The sequence below is a fragment of the Nostoc sp. CCY0012 genome (assembly GCF_963920855.1).
Lineage (GTDB): Bacteria > Cyanobacteriota > Cyanobacteriia > Cyanobacteriales > Nostocaceae > Cyanocohniella.
In genome coordinates this window covers 37,161-56,649 of sequence record NZ_CAWUDM010000030.1, presented here as the reverse complement: position 1 = coordinate 56,649, position 19,489 = coordinate 37,161, and the positions used below count along the sequence as shown (strand labels likewise).

Sequence of the window (19,489 nt, the reverse complement as noted above, 5' to 3'; positions counted from 1 at the left end):
CAGCCGCGACTTCTATTCACAGAGGCATGGTGCTATCTCATCCCTCCACTCACTCTTCGCTTTTGCTTTCGCTTGGGGCGTTGAGTGATTGGCGATATAAGATTTATAGCAGTTGTGAATAATAGGTCGGCGTGTTGATCTAGGATAGAATTTATTGGATTTATTATGCTTGTACTCAAATTTATAAACCCTAACTGTGTGGGCTTTACAAGCATTAAAAATTTATTTTTCGGGTAGGGGTTCTAGTATTTTTTAGTTGGGGTACGAGTATTTATGAAGAGGGGTTCAGGATTTCTTTGTACTCAGCCGAAATCCAGTGTCAGTCAGGGTTTTAGTTTACTTCACATAGGTTTTGGGTACTTTCAATATGTACTCAAACCCGCCTTAAATCCCCTTTAAAACGACAAATACTCAGGAAATTAAGGAGTGAAAACTGGAGCAGATTTATATTGCACTACTCCAGATACGTGCGAAATTCAATTCTGTATCTAACATATCATTTTTTTGGCAGGAAAAATGCAGTTTATCTTTTTTTAATTTTTGCAGAGAATTAAGCGGTAATAAATCCCTTGAACAGCATTAAACCAGGCTTTCCATTAATATCCATCATATACCTATTGAGAATTTATGGCTACAAGAGAATAATAGGAATTATTGCTTACTGGATTTGTTTGTGAGTAGCAAGACCTACGGTAAGCTATGCTAACGCTTGAGGATTTTGCAGAGTCAGAATTGAGATATCAAGCCAATCTTATTCTGTATCTAACATATCATTTTTTTGGCGATAAAAATGCATTTTATATTTATTTTATTTTTTGAGATAATATTAATTGCTCCCGCTCTTGAGTCATTCACTGTGTTAAATAGGTATACAGATTAATGTACCTATAGATAGAAGTAAAAAATCTACCTAAACATTTAAGATGCCTGTGAATCTGAGACTGGTTATTTATTTTACAATTTAATCTTTGGTATCTCTTAATTTATCGATACAATATAAAACGAACCGCCCGCGCGCAGCGATGCCCGTAAGGGCTGTAGACGCAAAGAGCGCGGAGGAACAATTGAGATGAAATTCAGATACTTCTGTCAAAGGATACTTGCTAAATACCTTGTAATTTAAGGTAATAGTCTCAACTGGAGATTGTTTTAGGGTAGTAGGAAGGATTATGAAGGCAGTTGTTCTTCGTCGGTATGGGTCAGCTGAGGTGTTGCAATATGAAGATGTGACACAACCGCAAATTAAGCCAGACCAAGTGCTGGTAAAAGTTCATGCGAGTAGTGTGAATCCCATTGACTGGAAAACCCGCAAGGGTATGCTGAGTTTGCTCACAGGTAATAAGTTTCCCCTGATTTTGGGGTTTGATGTGGCGGGTGAAGTGGTAGCCGTTGGTTCGCAGGTGTCACGCTTCCAGCCAGGAGATGCTGTTTATGGTAGTACTAGCTTCCCTGGAGGTGCTTATGCTGAATTTGCGGCTGTTCCAGAAAATCTGATTGCTCCCAAGCCAGCGAATTTAAGTTATGAGGAAGCTGCTACCGTACCTTTAGCGGCTTTGACTTCTCTCCAGGCTTTGCGGGATTTAGGAAATATCAAATCTGGTCAAACTGTGCTAGTTAATGGCGCTGCGGGTGGGGTAGGTATGTTTGCAGTACAAATTGCCAAAGCTTTAGGGACAGAGGTAACGGGGGTTTGTAGTAGCAAAAACTTGGAGTTTGTCAAATCTTTGGGTGCAGATAGAGTGATTGATTATACCCAGCAAGATTTTACAGAAGATAATGTACAGTACGATATTATCTTTGATGCAGTTGCCAAGCGATCGCTCTCTAGCTGCAAACGAGTTCTCAAACCCCAGGGAATATATATCTCCACCCTACCCACCCCGGAAGTTCTGCTACAGAGTGTGTTAACGGCTTTTCTTCCTGGACAAAAAGCTAAATTTGTTCTCCAGAAACCCAATACTCAAGACTTACTTTATATGAAAGAATTGATAGAAGCGGGGAAAGTACGAACGGTGATTGACCGTTCTTTTCCCTTGGCTGAACTCGCTGCTGCTCATACTTATAGTGAGAGTGAACGTGCTGTGGGTAAAATTGCGATCGCAATTCATTAAGTAAACATCTTAAAATCGGCGTTATTCGGTGGGTTATACGACTTCATCACCCAGAATCTTCAAGGTTTTTGGGTATTTTTTCATGATAAATTCAACTTTTGCCAAATATACTGATGGCAATGCATATTTCCGTTCACGTACACATATACATATTTGAGTCTGTAAAATAAATGGCTTTTCATACTCCAGGAGAAAATAATCATGTATCCCAAGATTACGTCTGTGGCTAATATAGTTGGTGCTACCGTTGTCACTCTGGGGTTTCTGGGAACAAGTTATCCAGCCTTTGCTTGTCTGCACAACCCAGCTAATCTGGAATTAGGAAGCTGCAAACCAATTCAAATTAGCCAGTTATTAAATCCTTTCACAGACATTGAAGGTGTTCATGGGGAAACAGAAATCCAGCAATTAGCACAACTAGGAGTTATAGATACCACTTCTAGCGAGTTTCAACCATTAGCAGCTATGACCCGTGGCGAGTTTATTGCTTGGTTGGTGAAAACTTACAATGAATTACATCGAGATCCTATTCGCTTACCTCAAGGTGGTACACCAAGTTTTCCCGATGTACCAGTTTCTCATCCCCACTTTACCTATATTCAAGCAGCTCATAATGCTGGGTATTTAGCGGGTTTTGAAGATGGTAACTTAAGACCTGATGAAGTTTTGACCAGAGAACAGATGATTGTTCTCAAAACAAGTTTAGATGCTAATGTTACCCCTAGCGCGCGATCGCCTGAATCATTGCGTAATTTTATTGGTCGCACCAGAGGGTTCACCGACGCTAATCAAATCAGCGAACGTTATCTTCTGAAGATTGCATTTGATTTAGGAAATGGTGCTAGTAATTTTAACTTTGCCCGTGTTTATGGTAAAACTCAAGTTTTTGCTCCCCAAAAACCAGTCACAAGAGCTGAAGCTGCAATTGTTTTGTCTCGCTTCCGTAAGGGTGGAACGGTAGAAAGAGCGCTGCAAATTAGAAATAGAGGTCGATAAAAAGATATATTTTAATCATAGCGATCGCTTGTTGATTGACGTTGATATTAGAGAGCGATCGCTTTAATATTGATGCAGCCAAATCTGAATTTCATTAACCAACCACGCGCATTCTTCTTCATTTAAACGCCAATTTAAGCGCACACGATTTCTATCTGTACGGATAATAACTTGCCAATCATTAACTCTTGTACCATAGCGTCCACTAGATAGATTTTCGCTTTGTTGACATACATAAATAGAGCGAATATTGGCAATCAACTCAGAGCCTGAATCAAACCAGCCAAACCAGCGACTTTGAAAGACAAAACGTTTATTTTTGGCATCAAAACGAATATAACCACCATACTTATCTTTTTTTATTAAATTAACTGCGTTCTCTAATTTTTCTTGTCTGAGTAAATTAACTTCTCTATTTAGAGAATTGTTTAGGATTTTCCCTATAAAAATTAGCCAAGATAACACAATTAATACTGTGATTCCGAAGCCTCCTACTATACTAGGTAATCCCACAAAGAGAACCAAAAACCCGATTATTAATGTTATCCAAGCCTTATTTTCTCCTGGTTGCTTATATCTATAAATTTCTAATTCTTCTGGAGATTTTTTAGTAACTACCAGAAAAGGTCTAACACGATGTATAACTGGATTATTTTTAGAGAACAAAGTTTGACTAGAACTAGACTTTAATCCTTGGTTAATAACTGCAAGAGCCTCATGAGCAGTCGCAAATCTTTTTTCTAAAGCTGGTTCAGTTAGTTTTTGAATCCAATTCACAAAATTATCGCTGACACTGGCGTGATCGGCAAACTGAATCCGCAAATTATTCTGAGGTAATTCAGCCGGAGCTACACCTGTGAGTAAATGAATTAAAGTAGCTCCCAAACCATAAAGGTCAGATGCGGGTACAGCGCGTCCCCAAAACTGTTCCATTGGAGTATAACCAATAGTACCCACTACAGTGAAGGTTAATCCAGTGACAGCCATGCGGTCTTGTACTGCACCAAAATCTACAAGATATATTTGTTTATTTTCTCCCTGGATTAAGTTACTGGGTTTAATATCTCGATGGAGAACCGCAGGATTCAATTGGTGGAGATAAATCAAAATTTGCAAAATATCTCTGGCAATTTTTTTGAGTTCTTGCTCACTAAATCTTGTGCCTTTTGCCAGCAAATCTTGTAAAGTAAAGCCAGGAATATAATCTTGTACCAAACCCCACCAACTCAGACTTGAACCAGGTTGCTGGTCAACTAAAAAATAATCACGGTAGCGGGGTATTCTCTGATGATTGAGATTTTTTAATACTTGGGCTTCGCGTTCAAATAATTTTAAATCGTCCCAATGAAGTTCAGCACTGAAAACTAGAAGTTTCACAATCACTAACTCATGATTTGCATGATTTAAATCCTCCGCTAACCAAGTTTGACGACCTGCGATCGTATTTCCTAACTGTTGTTGCAGTTGATATCGTTCTTGCAAGATTTGTCCTGAGTCGAACACAACATCACTCCTACTTTTATTTAAGGCTATAGCGGCGCTAAATACTTTGATTGATGATGAATTGAGCGGATTTATAAATTAAAAATAAATTCTAACCTATTAGTACTGACTCAGATAACATTTTGTAATAAATTTAATAGTAATTTTTGATACTAATTGCTTTACTAAGGTTTATATGTATTTCTGGGTGTGAGCGATCGCCTATGATTAACTTAGGAATGTGGATTAAATAAAATCCAAAATTATGACATCTGTGGTTTAGTGCGGCAAATATTCATCAAACACAATTTCCATCGGTTGCAGGAAATCCTCTGTAAGTTGACCACCAGTTTTGTCTACTTGATCCAAGACAGTTGTGAATACTTTAATAAAATGTAGGGGTTTAAGTCCTCGGCTTCTATCAGGACGCAAGTGTTGTGGCGGGTTGTAAATCCACGTTACAACACGTAATTGCGAATTGGTTTAATTTCTTCAAGTGAATAATTTATTTTTTAAAAGTTCCTTAGTAGCTATAGTTTTTTTCTATAGAATTAATCAAATATTAATTGAGTATACATATTTATAACTGTAAAATATTCACATATAATACAAAATATTCATATTTTCAGAATATTAAATGTGTCATCAAGAAAAAATAACATCGTTAAATGGATTAACTTCAATTCATATAATTCACTAATTAAAGCCCGCGAAATTAAAAATTACGGTGGGGATTTGACTTCAAAGACTAACAATTAAAATTTTTATATTTATTTATTTGGAATTTTATAAACTCCTGGAGTGCATGGCTATAATTACCGTGCAACCTGCCTTTCTCTGCTATTTTGAATTTTAAAAAACCATGAATTTGATACGATATTATCAGACATGAAAAAGCACAAAAATCAAAAAAATACACCATGAACAATATTACTATTGCCTGGATAGCAATACCTTTATTTTTCGGTTTAGTCATTTATTTGCTGCCGAAATTTGACCGATACATTGCCTTAGCCATAGCCTTTGTTTCAATTGGTTATTCCTTACTATTATTCTTCACACAGTTGCCATTGACGCTGAATTTACTCAATAATTTTGGTGTTACCTTAATAGTTGATCAGTTGAGTAGCTACTTTATTTTGACTAACGCGCTGGTTATAACGGCTGTCATTCTCTACTGTTGGAATACTCAGAAATCGGCTTTCTTTTATGCACAGACAATTATTTTACATGGCAGTATTAATTCTGCGTTTATCTGTGCAGATTTCATCAGTTTATATGTAGCGTTAGAGGTGATTGGGATTGCTTCATTTTTGTTGGTAGCTTATCCCAGAAGCGATCGCTCGATTTGGTTGGCATTGCGCTATATGTTTGTCACTAATACGGCAATGCTGTTTTATCTAATAGGTGCAATATTAATCTATCATGCTAATCATTCCTTTGCCTTTGCAGGGTTAAGAAATGCACCTACCGAAGCGATCGCCCTAATTTTTCTAGGACTATTGACCAAAGGAGGAATCTTCATATCGGGATTATGGTCACCGCTAACTAACTCGGAATCACAAACATCGGTGTCAGCGTTGCTGTCGGGAATTGTGGAGAAAGCCGGAGTCTTTCCCTTAGTGCGTTGTGCATTGATGTTAGATGACATTGATCCCATCGTGAGAATCTTTGCTGTAGCAACGGTGTTTCTGGGACTATCCTATGCAATCATCGAAAAAGATACTAAGCGCACCCTAGCATTTAGCACGATTTCGCAGTTAGGTTGGATCATGGCTGTACCTGTTGTGGGAGGCTTTTATGCCCTAGCGCATGGGTTGGCTAAAACGGCGCTGTTCTTGATAGTGGGTAACTTACCGAGCCGAAATTTTAAAGAACTCCAAGCCCAACCGATGAATACTGCGCTTTGGGCTACCCTATTGATCCCCAGCCTCTCGATTTCCGGCTTTCCTTTATTCGTCGGTTATGGCGCCAAAATTTTGACATTGGACAATGTGTTACCTTGGCAAGACATAATGATGAACGTTGCTGCTGTAGGGACGGCAATTGTGTATGCTAAATTCATCTTTCTGCCGCATGGTTCAAGCCAAGAAATTAGACCTAGTTTTTGGCTACCGATCATCTTATTAGTTGTTGCGCTCATTACCACAAGTGGCTTTTATTTGGAGGCGTATACAGTTGCCAATCTCATCAAAGCACTTGCCATTATCGCTATTGGCTGGATAGCGTATTTTTTAATTTTTCAACGTTATGCACTGATTTTACCCCGTGTCCTTGAGCAATTTGAACATCTGATTGGGATAATGAGTTTGATGTTACTCTTAATTTTTTGGATGTTAACTGCTTAATCATTTCATTTTGGGAATAACTTTTCTGATGCCACTTTTGCCAACGGTATCACCTTTGTAACGAGGTATGACATGAATACTGGTGTGCATAATATTTTGCCCGCCTTCTCGATTAATATTTATACCGACGTTAAAGCCATCAGGTGCAAATTTTGTTTTGAGAATCTCTTGTACTTTATTTGCCATGAACCAACAGGCGGATTGTTCTTTAAATGGTAAATCAAAATAATTACTGACATGACGTTTGGGAATAACTAATGTATGTCCTTTGCTGATGGGATAACCATCGAAAATAGCATAAGCGGTTGCTGATTCGGTTAATATTTTTAAATTTCTATGGGGATTACAAAATATACAATAATTAGATGAATTTCTTTGGCGATTATAATGGATATATTTATATACTTCCCGCATTTCGTCTAGGTAAATAGATTGAAAAGGAAGTTTGGCTATACATTGATATGTAGGTTTTTTATGGACGTAATGTTCTCTAAATCCTTCTTTTTTAATATCCCTCCTCACGGCATAATAAGCTGTACCCTCTGGTTTTAATAGATGTGATATTTCCATCAAAATATTAGCTTGTTCTTCGGGAAATACAACATTTAAAACGTAAAAGCAAATTATAGTATCAAATTTATCATCAGGTAATTCTGTAAAATAATAAGGGTCGTAGCCTGTAATATCAAATCCTTTTTGGCGTAAAATTTTCACATCATTACCGAAGCCACAACCAAAATCTAGTATTTTGCCTTGTAGGAGGTTTTGCTGTAATAAAAATTGGGCTGGGAATGACAGGTATTTTCTTTCTATCGCCGTGAGATGGCTAAATAGATTTTTTTGCTGTTTCATGGATTTGGTAGATTTATGTCACCCTGTCATAGCACATAGAGATTAGGGATTGGGGATTGTTTTCTAACCAAACATTATCCAACATGGGGTTTGTTGCGTTGGGTTGCACTGCGCTTAACCCAACCTACTTTTCTAACCCCTAGCTTCTAATTATTAAGAAACGTATAGTTACACACAGACAAGAAATCCTAAAACAAAATAAAGAAAGACTGTTTTTTATGCACCCAAATCATAGAATAGTAATCGTAGCTGAGTATACAGATATTTGATTTGATACCCCTTTTACCTCATCTTTGCGAGCAAGTGAGTACAACTTAATATATTGCAAAATAACTTGCCTAATTCGCTGCAAACTCTTACAGGTAAAGTTTTTTGTAGTGAGTACAAAAATTCTGTCACCCCTACTCTAAAAACACCAGAACCCCCATTATTAAACACTAGCACCCCTACCCTAAGACAAATTTTAAATTTACCTTAAATCAGGGTTTGAGGTGGTTGAGTACAAATGTAATTAATCCAATAAATCCAATCGGCATTGACTGTACTGTCCTGTTGGGAGTCACCTGATATAAGCAGAAAAATAGCACATGGCTTTTTAAGCAGACACTACCGATGCAACAGTCATTAGATAGTATCAAGAATTGCAAAACAGCAACTAAAGCAAAGGCGAATTTCCTTTTTGGTGGTTTGTTTGAGCCATTATTAAGTGATTTTCAGATCATTTTTGAACGCGATCCAGCCGCACGTAATTGGCTAGAGGTGGTGTTTTGCTATCCAGGGTTGCACGCACTGTGTTTGCATCGTCTCGCCCACTGGTTACACCGTCGGAGAGTGGGTTTCATTCCTCGTCTGATTTCTCATTTGGGTCGGTTTCTCACAGGGATTGAAATTCACCCAGGTGCAAAGATTGGTAGGGGTGTGTTCATCGACCACGGTATGGGTGTGGTGATTGGTGAAACTGCCATTGTCGGAGACTTGACGCTGATTTATCAGGGCGTGACTCTGGGCGGAACCGGTAAGGAAAGCGGTAAACGTCATCCCACTGTGGGTAAAAATGTCGTTGTGGGTGCGGGTGCGAAAGTATTAGGCAATATTCACATTAGCGATCGCGTGCGTATTGGTGCAGGTTCCATTGTATTACGCGATGTTCCCGCCGATTCTACCGTGGTGGGAATACCCGGACGCATTGTTTCTCGTAAAGAAAGCACTAATGTCTGTCCCCTAGAACACGGAAAACTACCCGACGAACAAGCGACTGTAATTAAGTCTTTACTTGACCGCATTGAACAACTAGAACAACAACTGCAAATCCTGAAAACTCCAACCCAGGACAAAGAACTCTTAACCAAGGATCATTAATCATGTTCCCACCTAACAGTTCTGACCCCTTAAGCGAACAAGTTTTGCAGATTCCTTTGTGCGATCGCTGGCGCATTTGTCGGCGTTTACAAGAATTGATGATTCCCTGTTGTTGTCATCCTGATGGTTCTTTACGGGTCAAGGTGAATAATTTGCTAGAAGTGTTGCTCATCCGCAGTACCGTGATGCAATGTTTAGCTTCTCGCCATGAATTAATCGAATGGTTAGAACGTTGCTGGAATTATAGTTCTGAGTGCTAAATCTCCAGTAAGCCAGAACCACAAACAATAAACACGTAGTTATTTCCTCCATCAACAACTTGTAATTCTCAATTATGGCAATCTGTAACAGTGAGAGAAAATTTATCAATTTTTTACATCAGGAACTCGAACTTACAAATGCAGATATTGCTGTAGCGCTACGACATCGAGAATTTGATCATGGGCCATTACCAATGCTGCTTTGGCAATATGGCCTAGTTAACCTAGAGCAACTAGAGCGAATTTTAGATTGGCTAGATGAGCAAAACTAAGAGCTTTTTAGTTTCGCTTTTAGTGGGTTATCCCGGTCACATACAACAAGTAAACCACTTGTAATTATACGAGGAAGCCCCATGATTATTACCTTCATTGCCGGATTTACTATTTTGCTGAGTTTAGGATTTGTTAATAGCTACCTTAGCTATTGGCTATTCGATAAATCCTGATTTAGCAATAGTAAAAGTAATTCTTAAATTATACCTACATTTGGTTTTATGCCATACAGATATGGTGTTTGTGTTTAGCTAAGATTTAATAATCATGAAGATGAACTATTAAATCTGAGAGTTTATAGCATTTACCATTCATCATTCAGCATTTGTATTAGGCATTTACCCTTACCAGCAATTGCAGGTAAATAATTTTCCCAGTAGAAACCAGATTCCGACAGATTCCTAAGAGGGATGTTTGAGATGAATGAAATCTTAATTAATGACACTACATTACGTGATGGTGAACAAGCGGCCGGGGTGGCTTTTACCTTTGAAGAGAAAGTAGCGATCGCTAAATTTCTTGATGCTATTGGTGTCCCTGAACTAGAAGTCGGGATTCCGGCAATGGGTGAAGCGGAAACACAGGCAATTATAGCAATTTGCGACTTGGGACTGCAAGCCAAACTTCTCGGCTGGAACCGCGCTGTCATCTCAGATATTAAGGCTTCTATCACTTGCGGACTGAAGCGAGTACATATTGCTATACCCGTTTCGGGGATTCAAATTGCTTCTAAATTTAATGGTCAGTGTCGGGTAAGCTTACAAAAACTTAAAGATTGTATTAGCTTTGCCGTAGATCAAGGTCTGTGGGTAGCAGTAGGCGGTGAAGATTCTTCAAGAGCTGATCCCAACTTTTTGTTAGATGTAGCATCATATGCTCAAGAATGGGGCGCATCCCGGTTTCGTTTCTGCGACACCGTAGGCGTTCTCGACCCCTTTAGCACCTACGCCAAAGTTAAGGGATTAGTTTCGGCTTTGTCCATTCCCCTAGAAATTCATACCCACAATGATTTTGGGTTGGCAACTGCCAATGCTCTTGCTGGTATCAAAGCTGGCGCAACATCCGTAAATACCACAGTTAACGGATTGGGTGAAAGAGCCGGAAATGCTGCTCTAGAAGAAGTTGTCATGTCCATCAAACGCATTTACGGGATCAATTTAGGCATTGATACACCTCGTTTGGTAGAACTATCACAACTGGTAGCTTCAGCATCAAATTCTCATGTTCCACCCTGGAAAGCAATTGTGGGTGAAAATACCTTTGCCCATGAGTCGGGAATTCATGCTCACGGTGTGATGCAAAACCCTATCACCTACGAACCATTTGCACCAGAAGAAGTAGGTTGGGAACGACGCTTAGTGGTAGGTAAGCATTCTGGCAGACACTTAGTTACTAGTTTGCTACAGCAACATGGTATTTTTTTGAACCCAGAAGAAACCCAATCTGTTTTGGATAAAGTGCGTCAGCAATCGGTCAAGAAAAAACGCAGTTTGACCGTAGAAGAACTTTTGGACTTGGTAAAAGAACAGAGGTATTCTCATGCAACCTGATGAGTTAGAGCTAAATTTACCGCCTGCTTTTGAAATTGGTCAAAAAGTCAGACTTCGCAAACTGATCAAAAACGATGGTACGTTTGCTGGTCAAGAAGTCGGGGCGGTTTTAGGAAACAAAGGAGATATTGGCTACATAGCAAGTATAGGTACTTATTTACAAAATTCCTATATTTATGCGGTGCATTTTTTAGAGAAAGGGTTCGTTGTTGGTTGTCGAAAAAGAGAACTAGAAGCGGTTGAGGAGAATTCATGAAAGTAATGCTACGGATGAATGATGCGGGAAATTTGGTCGCCTATGTTGCCAAAAAAGACTTAGAAGAAGAAGTAGTCAAACAAACAGACAGTAACGATGGAAAAGTTCTTACTTTAGCAAATGGTTGGGAATTAGAATTTCGGGAATTACCAGATACAGCAAGTTTACCTTTAACTGTCGAAGCTAAACGCCTCTCCTAAAAGTCTGACAAGGCATTCAAGAAAGAAGGAATCAGGAAAAATTTGCTTTTTACCTTTTACCTTCTTCTTCTATAGTAGGGAACTGCAAATTACGAATTTCTCTCACCCCATCAGCGTGGGGTTTATTATTTTATTTGGAATGGTGAATTACGGAAATGGGTGACAAATACTTGAGTTTATCGGAATTAAAGCTGGAAGGACAATTTTTAGGTTTTGTGGGTGACAAACCAGGAAAATGTAAATATTTGCAATTAGCAATTTCCTCTGGGAATGTACAAGTTAAACTGCCTAAAGAATTGCGTCGTCCTTTAAGTTTAACTTTAATGCCTGGTGATTTAATTAGCGTTTGTGGTATCAGTAAATTAAACCCCCACACAGGTGAAATTAAACTCAAAGCTCATCAAATCACATCACTTGATGGTTGCCCAAATCAGAAATTACCTTCCCAACCCCACGCCAAAATCATGGTGTGCCAAAAATCTGGCTGCCTGAAGCGTGGTGGTAAAGGATTATTATCAGACTTAGAAAAAACCTTATGCGATCGCGGCTTATTAGATAAAGTCAAAATCGAGCATACCGGCTGCCAAAAACGATGCAGCAGCGCCCCCAACTGTGTTTTAGAGCTTGGTAAAAAGAAATACAAAAAAATGCATCCAGATGCGATCGCATCTCTGCTAGAAAATCACCTCAATAATTTAGGTCTTGGCTAAAGTAATATTGGTAACATTTTTCTTTTTCCCAGGGTTAGATTTTTTGGAGGTTATAGCCTGGGAAAGCATTTATTCTCATGATGCTATCCAGACAATCAACCGAAGTTGTTATGGTAACTAGCTCAAATAGACCAAGGATTAATGATGACAACCCCTGTCCCAGCAAAATCTTTTTCGTTACGGGTGACAAGTAATAGAGAGTTTTGCAAGGCGATCGCTGCAATGAGAGAATCCACAATGGGTAGAGGTCGCCCATTCTGTTCTAATTGTCCGACTAAGTTTCCCCATAACACCATTGTTGGGACATCGATACTGAAGATTCTGCTTTCAAAGCGATTGGGTAGGGTTTCATTTAGCCATTTTGTTAGAGATTTTTTTCGCTGAGAATCGGTAAGTTTGCTGATGCCTTTAGCGATTTCGCCAATTGTGATGACGCTGAGGTGAAGTGTTTCTGGCTTTTGGGCATCTAGCCAATTTAAAACTTGTTGATTTGGTTGTTTGGCAACCATTTCGGAAATTAGGCAGGTATCAAGAAGGTAGGTCATGGGGTGAAGCCATCACGCGGGAGGCTGGGATCTCGGCTCAAGTCGAGTTCTTCGGGGAGTTCAGCCAGTGGGGATTGACGGAAGAATTCTGAAAGTTTACTTGGTTGTTCGGGATGAGTGTTGGATGTGGTCAGGCTTTGGGCTAGGAGTTGGATAATATACAGTTTATCGTTGGGAGGAAGTTGAAGGAGTTGCTGTTCTAGTTCTGGGATAACCATGATGCGGGTTAAGTGGCGGATAATTTTATTTTACATTTGGCTATTCACTTATATCCCCCGGATGAATCCGGGGGTTTTAGGTATCACATCTTATCAAAGCCTTTTGACTTTTGCGTATCCTAACTACCGCCAATTTTCCCAATTTTCATTAAAAATCGAAGTATCGGGGAAAGCCGTAGGATTGCCATTTTGCTCTAACAAACGTTTGAGGGCTTGTAATTGCGGTTCTGGCTTCGGTAAATCGTTGACTAATTCATAAGGTGCAACTTGATTTCTCAAGGAAAAAGCAGCCGTAGTCCCCGCAGCCGCACCAGCAGACCATTCAAACGAGTGTACCCGATAGGCAGCCGCCGCAATGTGACTGGTAGCAATACTTTTACCCCCTACAATCAAATTGTCAATTTTCTGGGGAATCATTGCCCGCAAAGCTATCTGGAACGGATAAGCTTGTCCTGCACCCCGTCGTTCTCCAGGACGTTCTCTGTTACCTGGGGCTTCTGGTGGGCTTTTTTCCATGCAAGGATGAAAGTCGATAGCGTAGTGACCAATGCCCACAGCATCAGGGAAGATGGTAGAACGAGTCCGCCGCATTACTTGGTCTGGTGGCTTTTGTCCTGTAATTACAGATACTGCTTCCAAGCCTGCCAATGCGCCTTGTAGTCTGCGGTACATAGCTGCTGGTAAAGTCTTGCGGTAATATTCATCATTGTAGTCGCGGCGAGAAATATCAATTTCCCAAATCGTAAAACCGTCAGGTTGTCCCCAACTGGGACGGCCAATAATACGTCTTCCTTCGCGCATATAAGGATATTTTGATAAACCATGCGCTGTCCCCATTGGGGAATTTAGCCCAGATAAAAAGCGGTTATTTGTTTGTTGTCGCTTTACATCCTTACCGAGTTGGGAATCTGTAGTCCCAGCTACTAGCCAGTAATAGAAAGAAAGGGCATTTTCTTCACCTTTACGCAGGCTTTCTGTGCGTAGTCCCCCCATCCAGCCGCCTGATTGCAACTGGCGAGTAGCTTGCAACTGTTGGCGAGTATAAACTAAGTTATCTTGGGCTGTGCCTGGGCGGTAGTCGTTACCCCAAGTCCAGTTTTGCATGGAAATATCCCCTGGTGTGGGAGCAGAAAACCTCACGCCGCCGAAGGTTGCAGGTTGTCCTTTTTGGGGACTCCAAATGCGGCGATAGGTGAAAACTAAGTCAAAGTTGGCTAATCTTGATAATTCATAACTGAAATATGGCGAATACTGTAAATAAAATGGGGGCATTGTCTGCGGTTGCGGCCCCTGAGTCGCCTCCATTGCAAAGGTGTAGGTAAAGCCTTGGGTGCAATAAGGATCGTTTTGGGTACTAGATGAAGATGGTTCTAAATGGGTACGAGGATCAATGCCCAATCTGTAGGGAACATCAGCTAGGGCGATAATTTCCCCGGTTTCGCTAGCATCGACAACATACCACTTAGGAGCATTACCTTTACTTTGCTGGGGAACTAAGCGAATAATATTTTTGCTAAATCGAGATGAGTTTTCGTAGCGATAGGCATCTTCAATAGTTTGAGCTAATGTGAAGGTATTTAAAGGTGGTGCGCCTGGGACTGGTTGATGTTGAATTGCGATAGCTTCGCTGACCTGTCGGTTCGCACTACTAATTAATTGTCCCCCGCCATCAACGGTAGAAGGTGTAATTTTTAAATCTTTAATTACTGTATTGGGAAACCATTCTAACTTGCCCCTACCCTTTTTTTCCGCATCTCTCAGCATCTGCGTCATTATGGTATGGGCATCACGGGGAAGAAAGCAAGAGTCACTTACCCAGCAATCACCAGGGTTAAGTTGTCTGTACTTACTTTGAATGCGGTTTCGCAATTCCAAATAGCCGCGAGAATAAAATTGCTGACTGCGCTGGGTTGGTCGTTCGTCTAATGCAGATGTCCCCTGGGAAGAAATTTGTCCTCCCAACCAATCGGTAATTTCTGTGAGACAAACTCTGCGTCCTGCGAGTAACCCCTCGTAAGCTGTTGCTACGCCTGAAAGTCCACCACCCACAACTAAAATTTCACAATTTACGGTTCTGTCTGGGTTTCTTGGTGGTGCGGCGACAATTGCCGCATGGGGTACGAAGTACGTAGATATTAAACTGAAACTGATCAGCGTTGTCAAACTATAAGCTACTTGATGTCTACGTTTCATAATTAGTGAAAGCTTTAAAATCCTACATCAACTTGTAGACGTTAGCATCTGATAAATGTTGATCACAAGTTTTTCTAGGCTATTATCAAAACGAGCCAGTGCGTTGGGAGTCAAAAGTGCTTCATTAAGATAGCGAGGATTAATAGGATTAATATTAGTTCTGTCATCTGGTCTTGAAGTGAATCAAGGCTTGTGCAAAACTGATGATCTTTCGCTTCACAGCCTACATTGAGGATCTAAAACATGGCGCATCTAGCACTGCTGAGTGTATCTAACAAAACTGGTATCGTTGACCTAGCCCGACGCTTGGTGGAAGAATTTGACTTTGATTTAATCAGCAGTGGGGGAACAGCCCAAACCCTCAAGGATGCGGGACTACCAGTGACTAAGGTTTCAGATTACACGGGTTCTCCAGAGATTTTAGGTGGTCGAGTCAAAACTTTGCATCCCCGTATTCATGGCGGCATTTTGGCCAGGCGGGATATTCCCCAACATATTACAGACTTGGAAAATAACCAAATTCGCCCGATTGATTTAGTGGTAGTCAATCTTTATCCTTTTGAGGAAACTATTGCTAAACCAGGGTTAACATTATCTGATGCGGTAGAACAAATTGATATTGGTGGCCCGGCGATGCTGCGGGCATCATCGAAAAATTTTGCCCACCTCACAGTATTATGTGATCCGGCACAGTATGACGAATATTTGCAGGAATTACAGCAAAACAATGGTGTTGCATCTTTAGAGTTTCGCCAAAAATGTGCTTTAAAAGGCTTCTTGCATACTGCTAGCTATGACCAAGCCATAGCAGCTTACCTCAGCCAACAATCTTCAGAACCCCTACCACAGCAATACAATCTTTCTGGACAGCAATTACAATCTCTACGATACGGTGAAAACCCTCATCAACCAGCCGCTTGGTATCAAACAGGGACGACTCCCACAGGATGGGCGGCGGCGACGAAATTGCAAGGTAAGGAACTGAGTTATAACAACTTGGTAGATTTAGAAGCTGCACGTCTGATTATTACTGAATTCACTGATACCCCAGGCGCTACGATTATTAAACATACAAATCCTTGTGGTGTAGCCCAGGGTAATACGCTGGTAGAGGCGTATCAAAAAGCTTTTAATGCTGATTCTGTTTCTGCATTTGGGGGAATTGTGGCACTTAACCGTCCCATTGATGCGGCGACAGCTAATGAGTTAACTAAAACATTTTTAGAATGTGTGGTTGCACCTGGTTGTGAAGCTGACGCCCAAGAAATTCTCTCAGCAAAATCCAAAGTGCGGATTTTGATTTCACCCGATTTAAGTAGTGGCCCCAAAGATACCGTCAAAGCCATCGCCGGGGGTTTTCTCGTCCAAGCAGCCGATGATGCTGTGGCGGATACTAGCCAATGGCAAGTAGTTACTGAACGTCAACCTACTGCTGATGAGTTAGCAGAGTTACTGTTTGCTTGGAAAGTCTGTAAACATGTTAAATCAAATGCTATCGTCGTCACAGGCGATCGCACTACCCTGGGTGTAGGTGCTGGTCAAATGAATCGCGTTGGCTCGGTGAAAATCGCTTTAGAACAAGCTGGTGAAAAAGCTCAAGGGGCATTTCTCGCTAGTGATGGCTTTTTCCCCTTCGATGATTCTGTGAAAACAGCCGCCGCCTCTGGTATTACTGCCATTGTCCAGCCGGGGGGAAGTTTACGAGATCAAGATTCTATCAAAGCTGCTAATGAACTAGGTTTGCTCATGGTGTTCACTGGTATACGTCACTTTTTACACTAAATTATTTTCAGCTAGCTTGTGCCAGTTAGTAAAGTGTCACATTAAATACTTGTGTTTCGATAAAATGCTGGTATTCTCTAGTTGTGTGTGAGGAGCAAGTTAAAAATAAAAAGCGTCTGGGGTGGAAACACGGCCACACTCCCGGACGCTTTTTAATTAACTTCTAAGAATTGTACAGTTAGAAAAGTGTCACTGTGTATACTTGCCATTACTGACACTAGATGATATCTTCGAGTAGTGTGTGAGGAGCAAGTTAAGAATAAGAAGCGCCTAGGGTGGAAACACGGCAACACTCCCAGGCGCTTTTTAATGCAGATAAATTTAACTTTTTACAAAATTCCACTCCAGCACCTTAATAGGTGCTTCCTGGAGGATTTGAGCCAGTTCGTCGTTGCTATCAAATTTTATTTGCGATACATCACAAGCTTCAACGTTAACTGTAAACTCCTGATCTTCAAATGGCCAGGGTTGGACAGTAATCAAGCCATCACGACGCTGCATGATGTCATAACGTTGATCATCAGGCCCCTGACTAATTTCTAAAAACCGCTCATCAGCAGGTAGCTCATGTTGGCATAGTATCAAAGACAAGCGATCGCACCATTGCATAAACGCATAGGCTGCATCCACTGTTTCTTTGTCAATACCCAGTTCCTCGCATAAATTTTGCTGATTTTGCAATTGTTCATCCAGAAAATTATCTAATTCTGGCAGTTTTCCTCGTTGTGGCTCATGCAAACGGCTAATATGCTTAGAAATCAATAAAGTTACCCACCGCCCCCGGTAACGGGCATCTTTTACCAGTTTTACCACTTTATCAACATGAATTTCTTGACTCAAGGTGAAATCCATTGGCGCACCGGCTTTTGTTAGATTATATTCTTCCCATTCCTTCTCTAGATCATCATGATGGGAAATAGCCGCCAGTGTTTCATATAATCTTGCTGGTGCGTTTTTGCGTCGCCATTGTCCTGCTATTTGGGCAGCTAGTAATGCATGGGCACGGTGATAAATAATTTCCCAACCATTTTGTGTGCTATTAACAATCACAAAAACAATCTCCCTCTGTTAATCATATTAATTAGGACTTACGCACTCGCTACGAAAATCAAGGCTTTGAAATGGCTTCCCTACGGTCGCAATGACGAAAATACGTGGTTGGTTACGTAAGTCCTGTTAGGAATGTGGATTGAATAAAATACAGAACCTCACCCCCAACCTCTCTCCTTGGTAAGGAGAGGGGAGACTTTGACGCAAGTCAAAGGCGGGGTGAGGTCACAAACTAGACTTGCATGTTATTTAATTCATGTTCCTTAATAACTCATGCCCAATGACTAATGACATAAAAATAAATGCTGCATATTAACGTTAAAACGCAAATACACAACATTATTATGAATCTGTCTTTGTTCGCCGAGTGTCTTTAAACTGCCTTCTAGTCGCCTAACTTTTCACTGTGTCTAAAAATCTCTCTCCTGCGAGGAGGGTCTACTGCGTTGCGCGGGTTCCCCGTGTTGTAGCAAGTGGCGTGAGAGACTTTGCATTACGTGAAAAGTCAGCTAGGCGCAACTTCCGTGGTTAAGATTGCTGCTTAAGTGGGTCAGCAATGTATTTGAATGTTGGTTCAGAATTCCAAGGGCCGCGCTCATCTTTACCATTACCATTTGTAGATAAGTTGTAGTAAAGATCAACGGTTTCATCGGGTTGAATATTCCCAAACAATGGGTCTGTCAACTTACCTAAAGAATCAAGAGCCTTCATAAACATTTGGGTATGAGAAATTTCCCGTGTTAATAGGTGAACCAAAGTTTCTTTAGTACCCTGATCGGTTGCTAGCTTAATCAATGATTCGTAGGTTTGACGAGCGCCAGCTTCAGCGGCAATATTAGCTCTGAGATCCCGTACGACATCTCCACCTTCATTCAAATAACTAGCAGTCCAGGCGCTTCCTTGACTATCTAGAAAGTGGGGGCCCATGCCTCGTACCGCAAAGAGAGTACTCTTGTACGCTTCGGTTTGATCCACATTTTTGGTATGGCTTTCGATTAGCTTACCGACCATTTCCAAGTGACCAAATTCTTCAATGGCAATGTCCTGGAGCATATCTTTGATGCCAGCATTTTCAACATGAAAGGATTGTACCCAATATTGTAAAGCTGCGGATAATTCTCCTGTGGCTCCGCCAAATTGTTCAAGCAACAATTGAGCAAAACGAGGATTGGGTTCACCAATGTTGACGCTGTGAATGGGATCTTTTTTGTGATAAAACATAGAATGCCTCTGGAACTATTTTTAAAAAATCAAATCAATGAATGATACGGTTAATTAAGGTTACATTTTCTTCTAAATTTGTC

17 protein-coding genes and 1 pseudogene are annotated in these 19,489 nt (G+C 40.6%); 11 read left to right on the top strand and 7 right to left on the bottom strand.

What is annotated here, in order from left to right; all coding sequences use genetic code 11:
- The first annotated feature begins 1,169 nt into the window (after positions 1–1,169).
- Both ACM0OS_RS11070 and ACM0OS_RS11065 read left to right on the top strand, forming a co-directional pair.
- The gene (locus tag ACM0OS_RS11070) at positions 1,170–2,111 is read left to right on the top strand and encodes an NAD(P)-dependent alcohol dehydrogenase (protein ID WP_414543234.1); all 942 of its coding nucleotides are present in this window, start codon (positions 1,170–1,172) and stop codon (positions 2,109–2,111) included.
- Positions 2,112–2,312: 201 nt separating this feature from the next.
- A complete protein-coding gene (locus ACM0OS_RS11065; protein ID WP_414543233.1) occupies positions 2,313–3,107 on the top strand; it encodes an S-layer homology domain-containing protein in 795 nt (264 codons plus the stop codon).
- A gap of 63 nt (positions 3,108–3,170) precedes the next feature.
- On the opposite strand, the gene ACM0OS_RS11060 is transcribed toward ACM0OS_RS11065, so the two are convergent.
- Entirely contained in the window at positions 3,171–4,610 is a 1,440-nt protein-coding gene (locus ACM0OS_RS11060) for a serine/threonine protein kinase (RefSeq protein ID WP_414543232.1), read from the bottom strand.
- A gap of 899 nt (positions 4,611–5,509) precedes the next feature.
- Between ACM0OS_RS11060 and ACM0OS_RS11055 the strand changes: the two genes are divergently transcribed.
- A complete protein-coding gene (locus tag ACM0OS_RS11055; RefSeq protein ID WP_414543231.1) occupies positions 5,510–6,937 on the top strand; it encodes a cation:proton antiporter in 1,428 nt (475 codons plus the stop codon).
- Here ACM0OS_RS11055 and ACM0OS_RS11050 read toward each other — a convergent pair whose 3' ends face one another.
- On the bottom strand, positions 6,938–7,789 hold the full coding sequence (locus ACM0OS_RS11050; RefSeq protein WP_414543230.1) for an HIT domain-containing protein: 852 nt from the start codon (positions 7,787–7,789) through the stop codon (positions 6,938–6,940).
- A gap of 612 nt (positions 7,790–8,401) precedes the next feature.
- Here ACM0OS_RS11050 and cysE point away from each other — a divergent pair.
- From cysE to ACM0OS_RS11015, 7 genes and pseudogenes are all read left to right on the top strand, one after another.
- Entirely contained in the window at positions 8,402–9,148 is a 747-nt protein-coding gene (gene cysE, locus ACM0OS_RS11045; protein WP_414543229.1) for a serine O-acetyltransferase, read from the top strand.
- Positions 9,149–9,150: 2 nt separating this feature from the next.
- On the top strand, positions 9,151–9,408 hold the full coding sequence (locus ACM0OS_RS11040) for an Asr1405/Asl0597 family protein (protein WP_414543228.1): 258 nt from the start codon (positions 9,151–9,153) through the stop codon (positions 9,406–9,408).
- Between the two features lie 74 nt (positions 9,409–9,482).
- On the top strand, positions 9,483–9,680 hold the full coding sequence (locus tag ACM0OS_RS11035) for a DUF2949 domain-containing protein (protein ID WP_414543227.1): 198 nt from the start codon (positions 9,483–9,485) through the stop codon (positions 9,678–9,680).
- A 420-nt stretch (positions 9,681–10,100) separates the two neighbouring features.
- Positions 10,101–11,231 carry a homocitrate synthase gene (nifV, locus tag ACM0OS_RS11030; RefSeq protein WP_414543226.1) on the top strand — a complete coding sequence of 377 codons (1,131 nt, stop codon included), beginning with the start codon at positions 10,101–10,103 and terminating at the stop codon, positions 11,229–11,231.
- A pseudogene (locus ACM0OS_RS11025) lies at positions 11,221–11,509 on the top strand (nitrogen fixation protein NifZ). The gene nifV and the pseudogene ACM0OS_RS11025 overlap by 11 nt, the downstream one beginning before the upstream one ends.
- Entirely contained in the window at positions 11,484–11,687 is a 204-nt protein-coding gene (nifT, locus tag ACM0OS_RS11020; protein ID WP_414543225.1) for a putative nitrogen fixation protein NifT, read from the top strand. The pseudogene ACM0OS_RS11025 and the gene nifT overlap by 26 nt, the downstream one beginning before the upstream one ends.
- A gap of 155 nt (positions 11,688–11,842) precedes the next feature.
- Entirely contained in the window at positions 11,843–12,397 is a 555-nt protein-coding gene (locus ACM0OS_RS11015; RefSeq protein WP_414543224.1) for a (2Fe-2S) ferredoxin domain-containing protein, read from the top strand.
- A 122-nt stretch (positions 12,398–12,519) separates the two neighbouring features.
- Here the strand turns inward: ACM0OS_RS11015 and ACM0OS_RS11010 are convergent, their stop codons facing one another.
- The 3 genes from ACM0OS_RS11010 to ACM0OS_RS11000 all read right to left on the bottom strand — a co-directional run bounded on the left by ACM0OS_RS11010 (position 12,520) and on the right by ACM0OS_RS11000 (position 15,353).
- The gene (locus ACM0OS_RS11010; RefSeq protein ID WP_414543223.1) at positions 12,520–12,942 is read right to left on the bottom strand and encodes a type II toxin-antitoxin system VapC family toxin; all 423 of its coding nucleotides are present in this window, start codon (positions 12,940–12,942) and stop codon (positions 12,520–12,522) included.
- Positions 12,939–13,160 carry a hypothetical protein gene (locus ACM0OS_RS11005; RefSeq protein ID WP_414543222.1) on the bottom strand — a complete coding sequence of 74 codons (222 nt, stop codon included), beginning with the start codon at positions 13,158–13,160 and terminating at the stop codon, positions 12,939–12,941. The genes ACM0OS_RS11010 and ACM0OS_RS11005 overlap by 4 nt, the downstream gene beginning before the upstream one ends.
- A gap of 123 nt (positions 13,161–13,283) precedes the next feature.
- Positions 13,284–15,353: an FAD-dependent oxidoreductase gene (locus ACM0OS_RS11000; RefSeq protein ID WP_414543221.1), complete on the bottom strand. Its 2,070-nt coding sequence runs from the start codon at positions 15,351–15,353 to the stop codon at positions 13,284–13,286.
- A 243-nt stretch (positions 15,354–15,596) separates the two neighbouring features.
- Here ACM0OS_RS11000 and purH point away from each other — a divergent pair, with 243 nt between their 5' ends.
- On the top strand, positions 15,597–17,135 hold the full coding sequence (purH, locus tag ACM0OS_RS10995; protein ID WP_414543220.1) for a bifunctional phosphoribosylaminoimidazolecarboxamide formyltransferase/IMP cyclohydrolase: 1,539 nt from the start codon (positions 15,597–15,599) through the stop codon (positions 17,133–17,135).
- Positions 17,136–17,456: 321 nt separating this feature from the next.
- Here the strand turns inward: purH and ACM0OS_RS10990 are convergent, their stop codons facing one another.
- Together ACM0OS_RS10990 and ACM0OS_RS10985 are read right to left on the bottom strand one after the other, a co-directional pair.
- Positions 17,457–18,185 (bottom strand): DUF3891 family protein, encoded by a 729-nt coding sequence (locus tag ACM0OS_RS10990; RefSeq protein WP_414543219.1) that lies wholly within the window; start codon positions 18,183–18,185, stop codon positions 17,457–17,459.
- 528 nt (positions 18,186–18,713) lie between these two features.
- On the bottom strand, positions 18,714–19,406 hold the full coding sequence (locus tag ACM0OS_RS10985; RefSeq protein WP_414543218.1) for a manganese catalase family protein: 693 nt from the start codon (positions 19,404–19,406) through the stop codon (positions 18,714–18,716).
- Between the last annotated feature and the right edge of the window lie 83 nt (positions 19,407–19,489).

Coding starts and splice junctions, on each gene's coding strand:
- ACM0OS_RS11010 (WP_414543223.1), bottom strand. CDS start 12,942: ATGACCTACCTTCTTGATACCTGCCTAATTTCCGAAATGGTTGCCAAA.
- ACM0OS_RS11070 (WP_414543234.1), top strand. CDS start 1,170: ATGAAGGCAGTTGTTCTTCGTCGGTATGGGTCAGCTGAGGTGTTGCAA.
- cysE (WP_414543229.1), top strand. CDS start 8,402: ATGCAACAGTCATTAGATAGTATCAAGAATTGCAAAACAGCAACTAAA.
- ACM0OS_RS11065 (WP_414543233.1), top strand. CDS start 2,313: ATGTATCCCAAGATTACGTCTGTGGCTAATATAGTTGGTGCTACCGTT.
- ACM0OS_RS11055 (WP_414543231.1), top strand. CDS start 5,510: ATGAACAATATTACTATTGCCTGGATAGCAATACCTTTATTTTTCGGT.
- nifT (WP_414543225.1), top strand. CDS start 11,484: ATGAAAGTAATGCTACGGATGAATGATGCGGGAAATTTGGTCGCCTAT.
- ACM0OS_RS11005 (WP_414543222.1), bottom strand. CDS start 13,160: ATGGTTATCCCAGAACTAGAACAGCAACTCCTTCAACTTCCTCCCAAC.
- nifV (WP_414543226.1), top strand. CDS start 10,101: ATGAATGAAATCTTAATTAATGACACTACATTACGTGATGGTGAACAA.
- ACM0OS_RS11035 (WP_414543227.1), top strand. CDS start 9,483: ATGGCAATCTGTAACAGTGAGAGAAAATTTATCAATTTTTTACATCAG.
- ACM0OS_RS11000 (WP_414543221.1), bottom strand. CDS start 15,353: ATGAAACGTAGACATCAAGTAGCTTATAGTTTGACAACGCTGATCAGT.
- ACM0OS_RS11050 (WP_414543230.1), bottom strand. CDS start 7,789: ATGAAACAGCAAAAAAATCTATTTAGCCATCTCACGGCGATAGAAAGA.
- ACM0OS_RS10985 (WP_414543218.1), bottom strand. CDS start 19,406: ATGTTTTATCACAAAAAAGATCCCATTCACAGCGTCAACATTGGTGAA.
- ACM0OS_RS11015 (WP_414543224.1), top strand. CDS start 11,843: ATGGGTGACAAATACTTGAGTTTATCGGAATTAAAGCTGGAAGGACAA.
- purH (WP_414543220.1), top strand. CDS start 15,597: ATGGCGCATCTAGCACTGCTGAGTGTATCTAACAAAACTGGTATCGTT.
- ACM0OS_RS11040 (WP_414543228.1), top strand. CDS start 9,151: ATGTTCCCACCTAACAGTTCTGACCCCTTAAGCGAACAAGTTTTGCAG.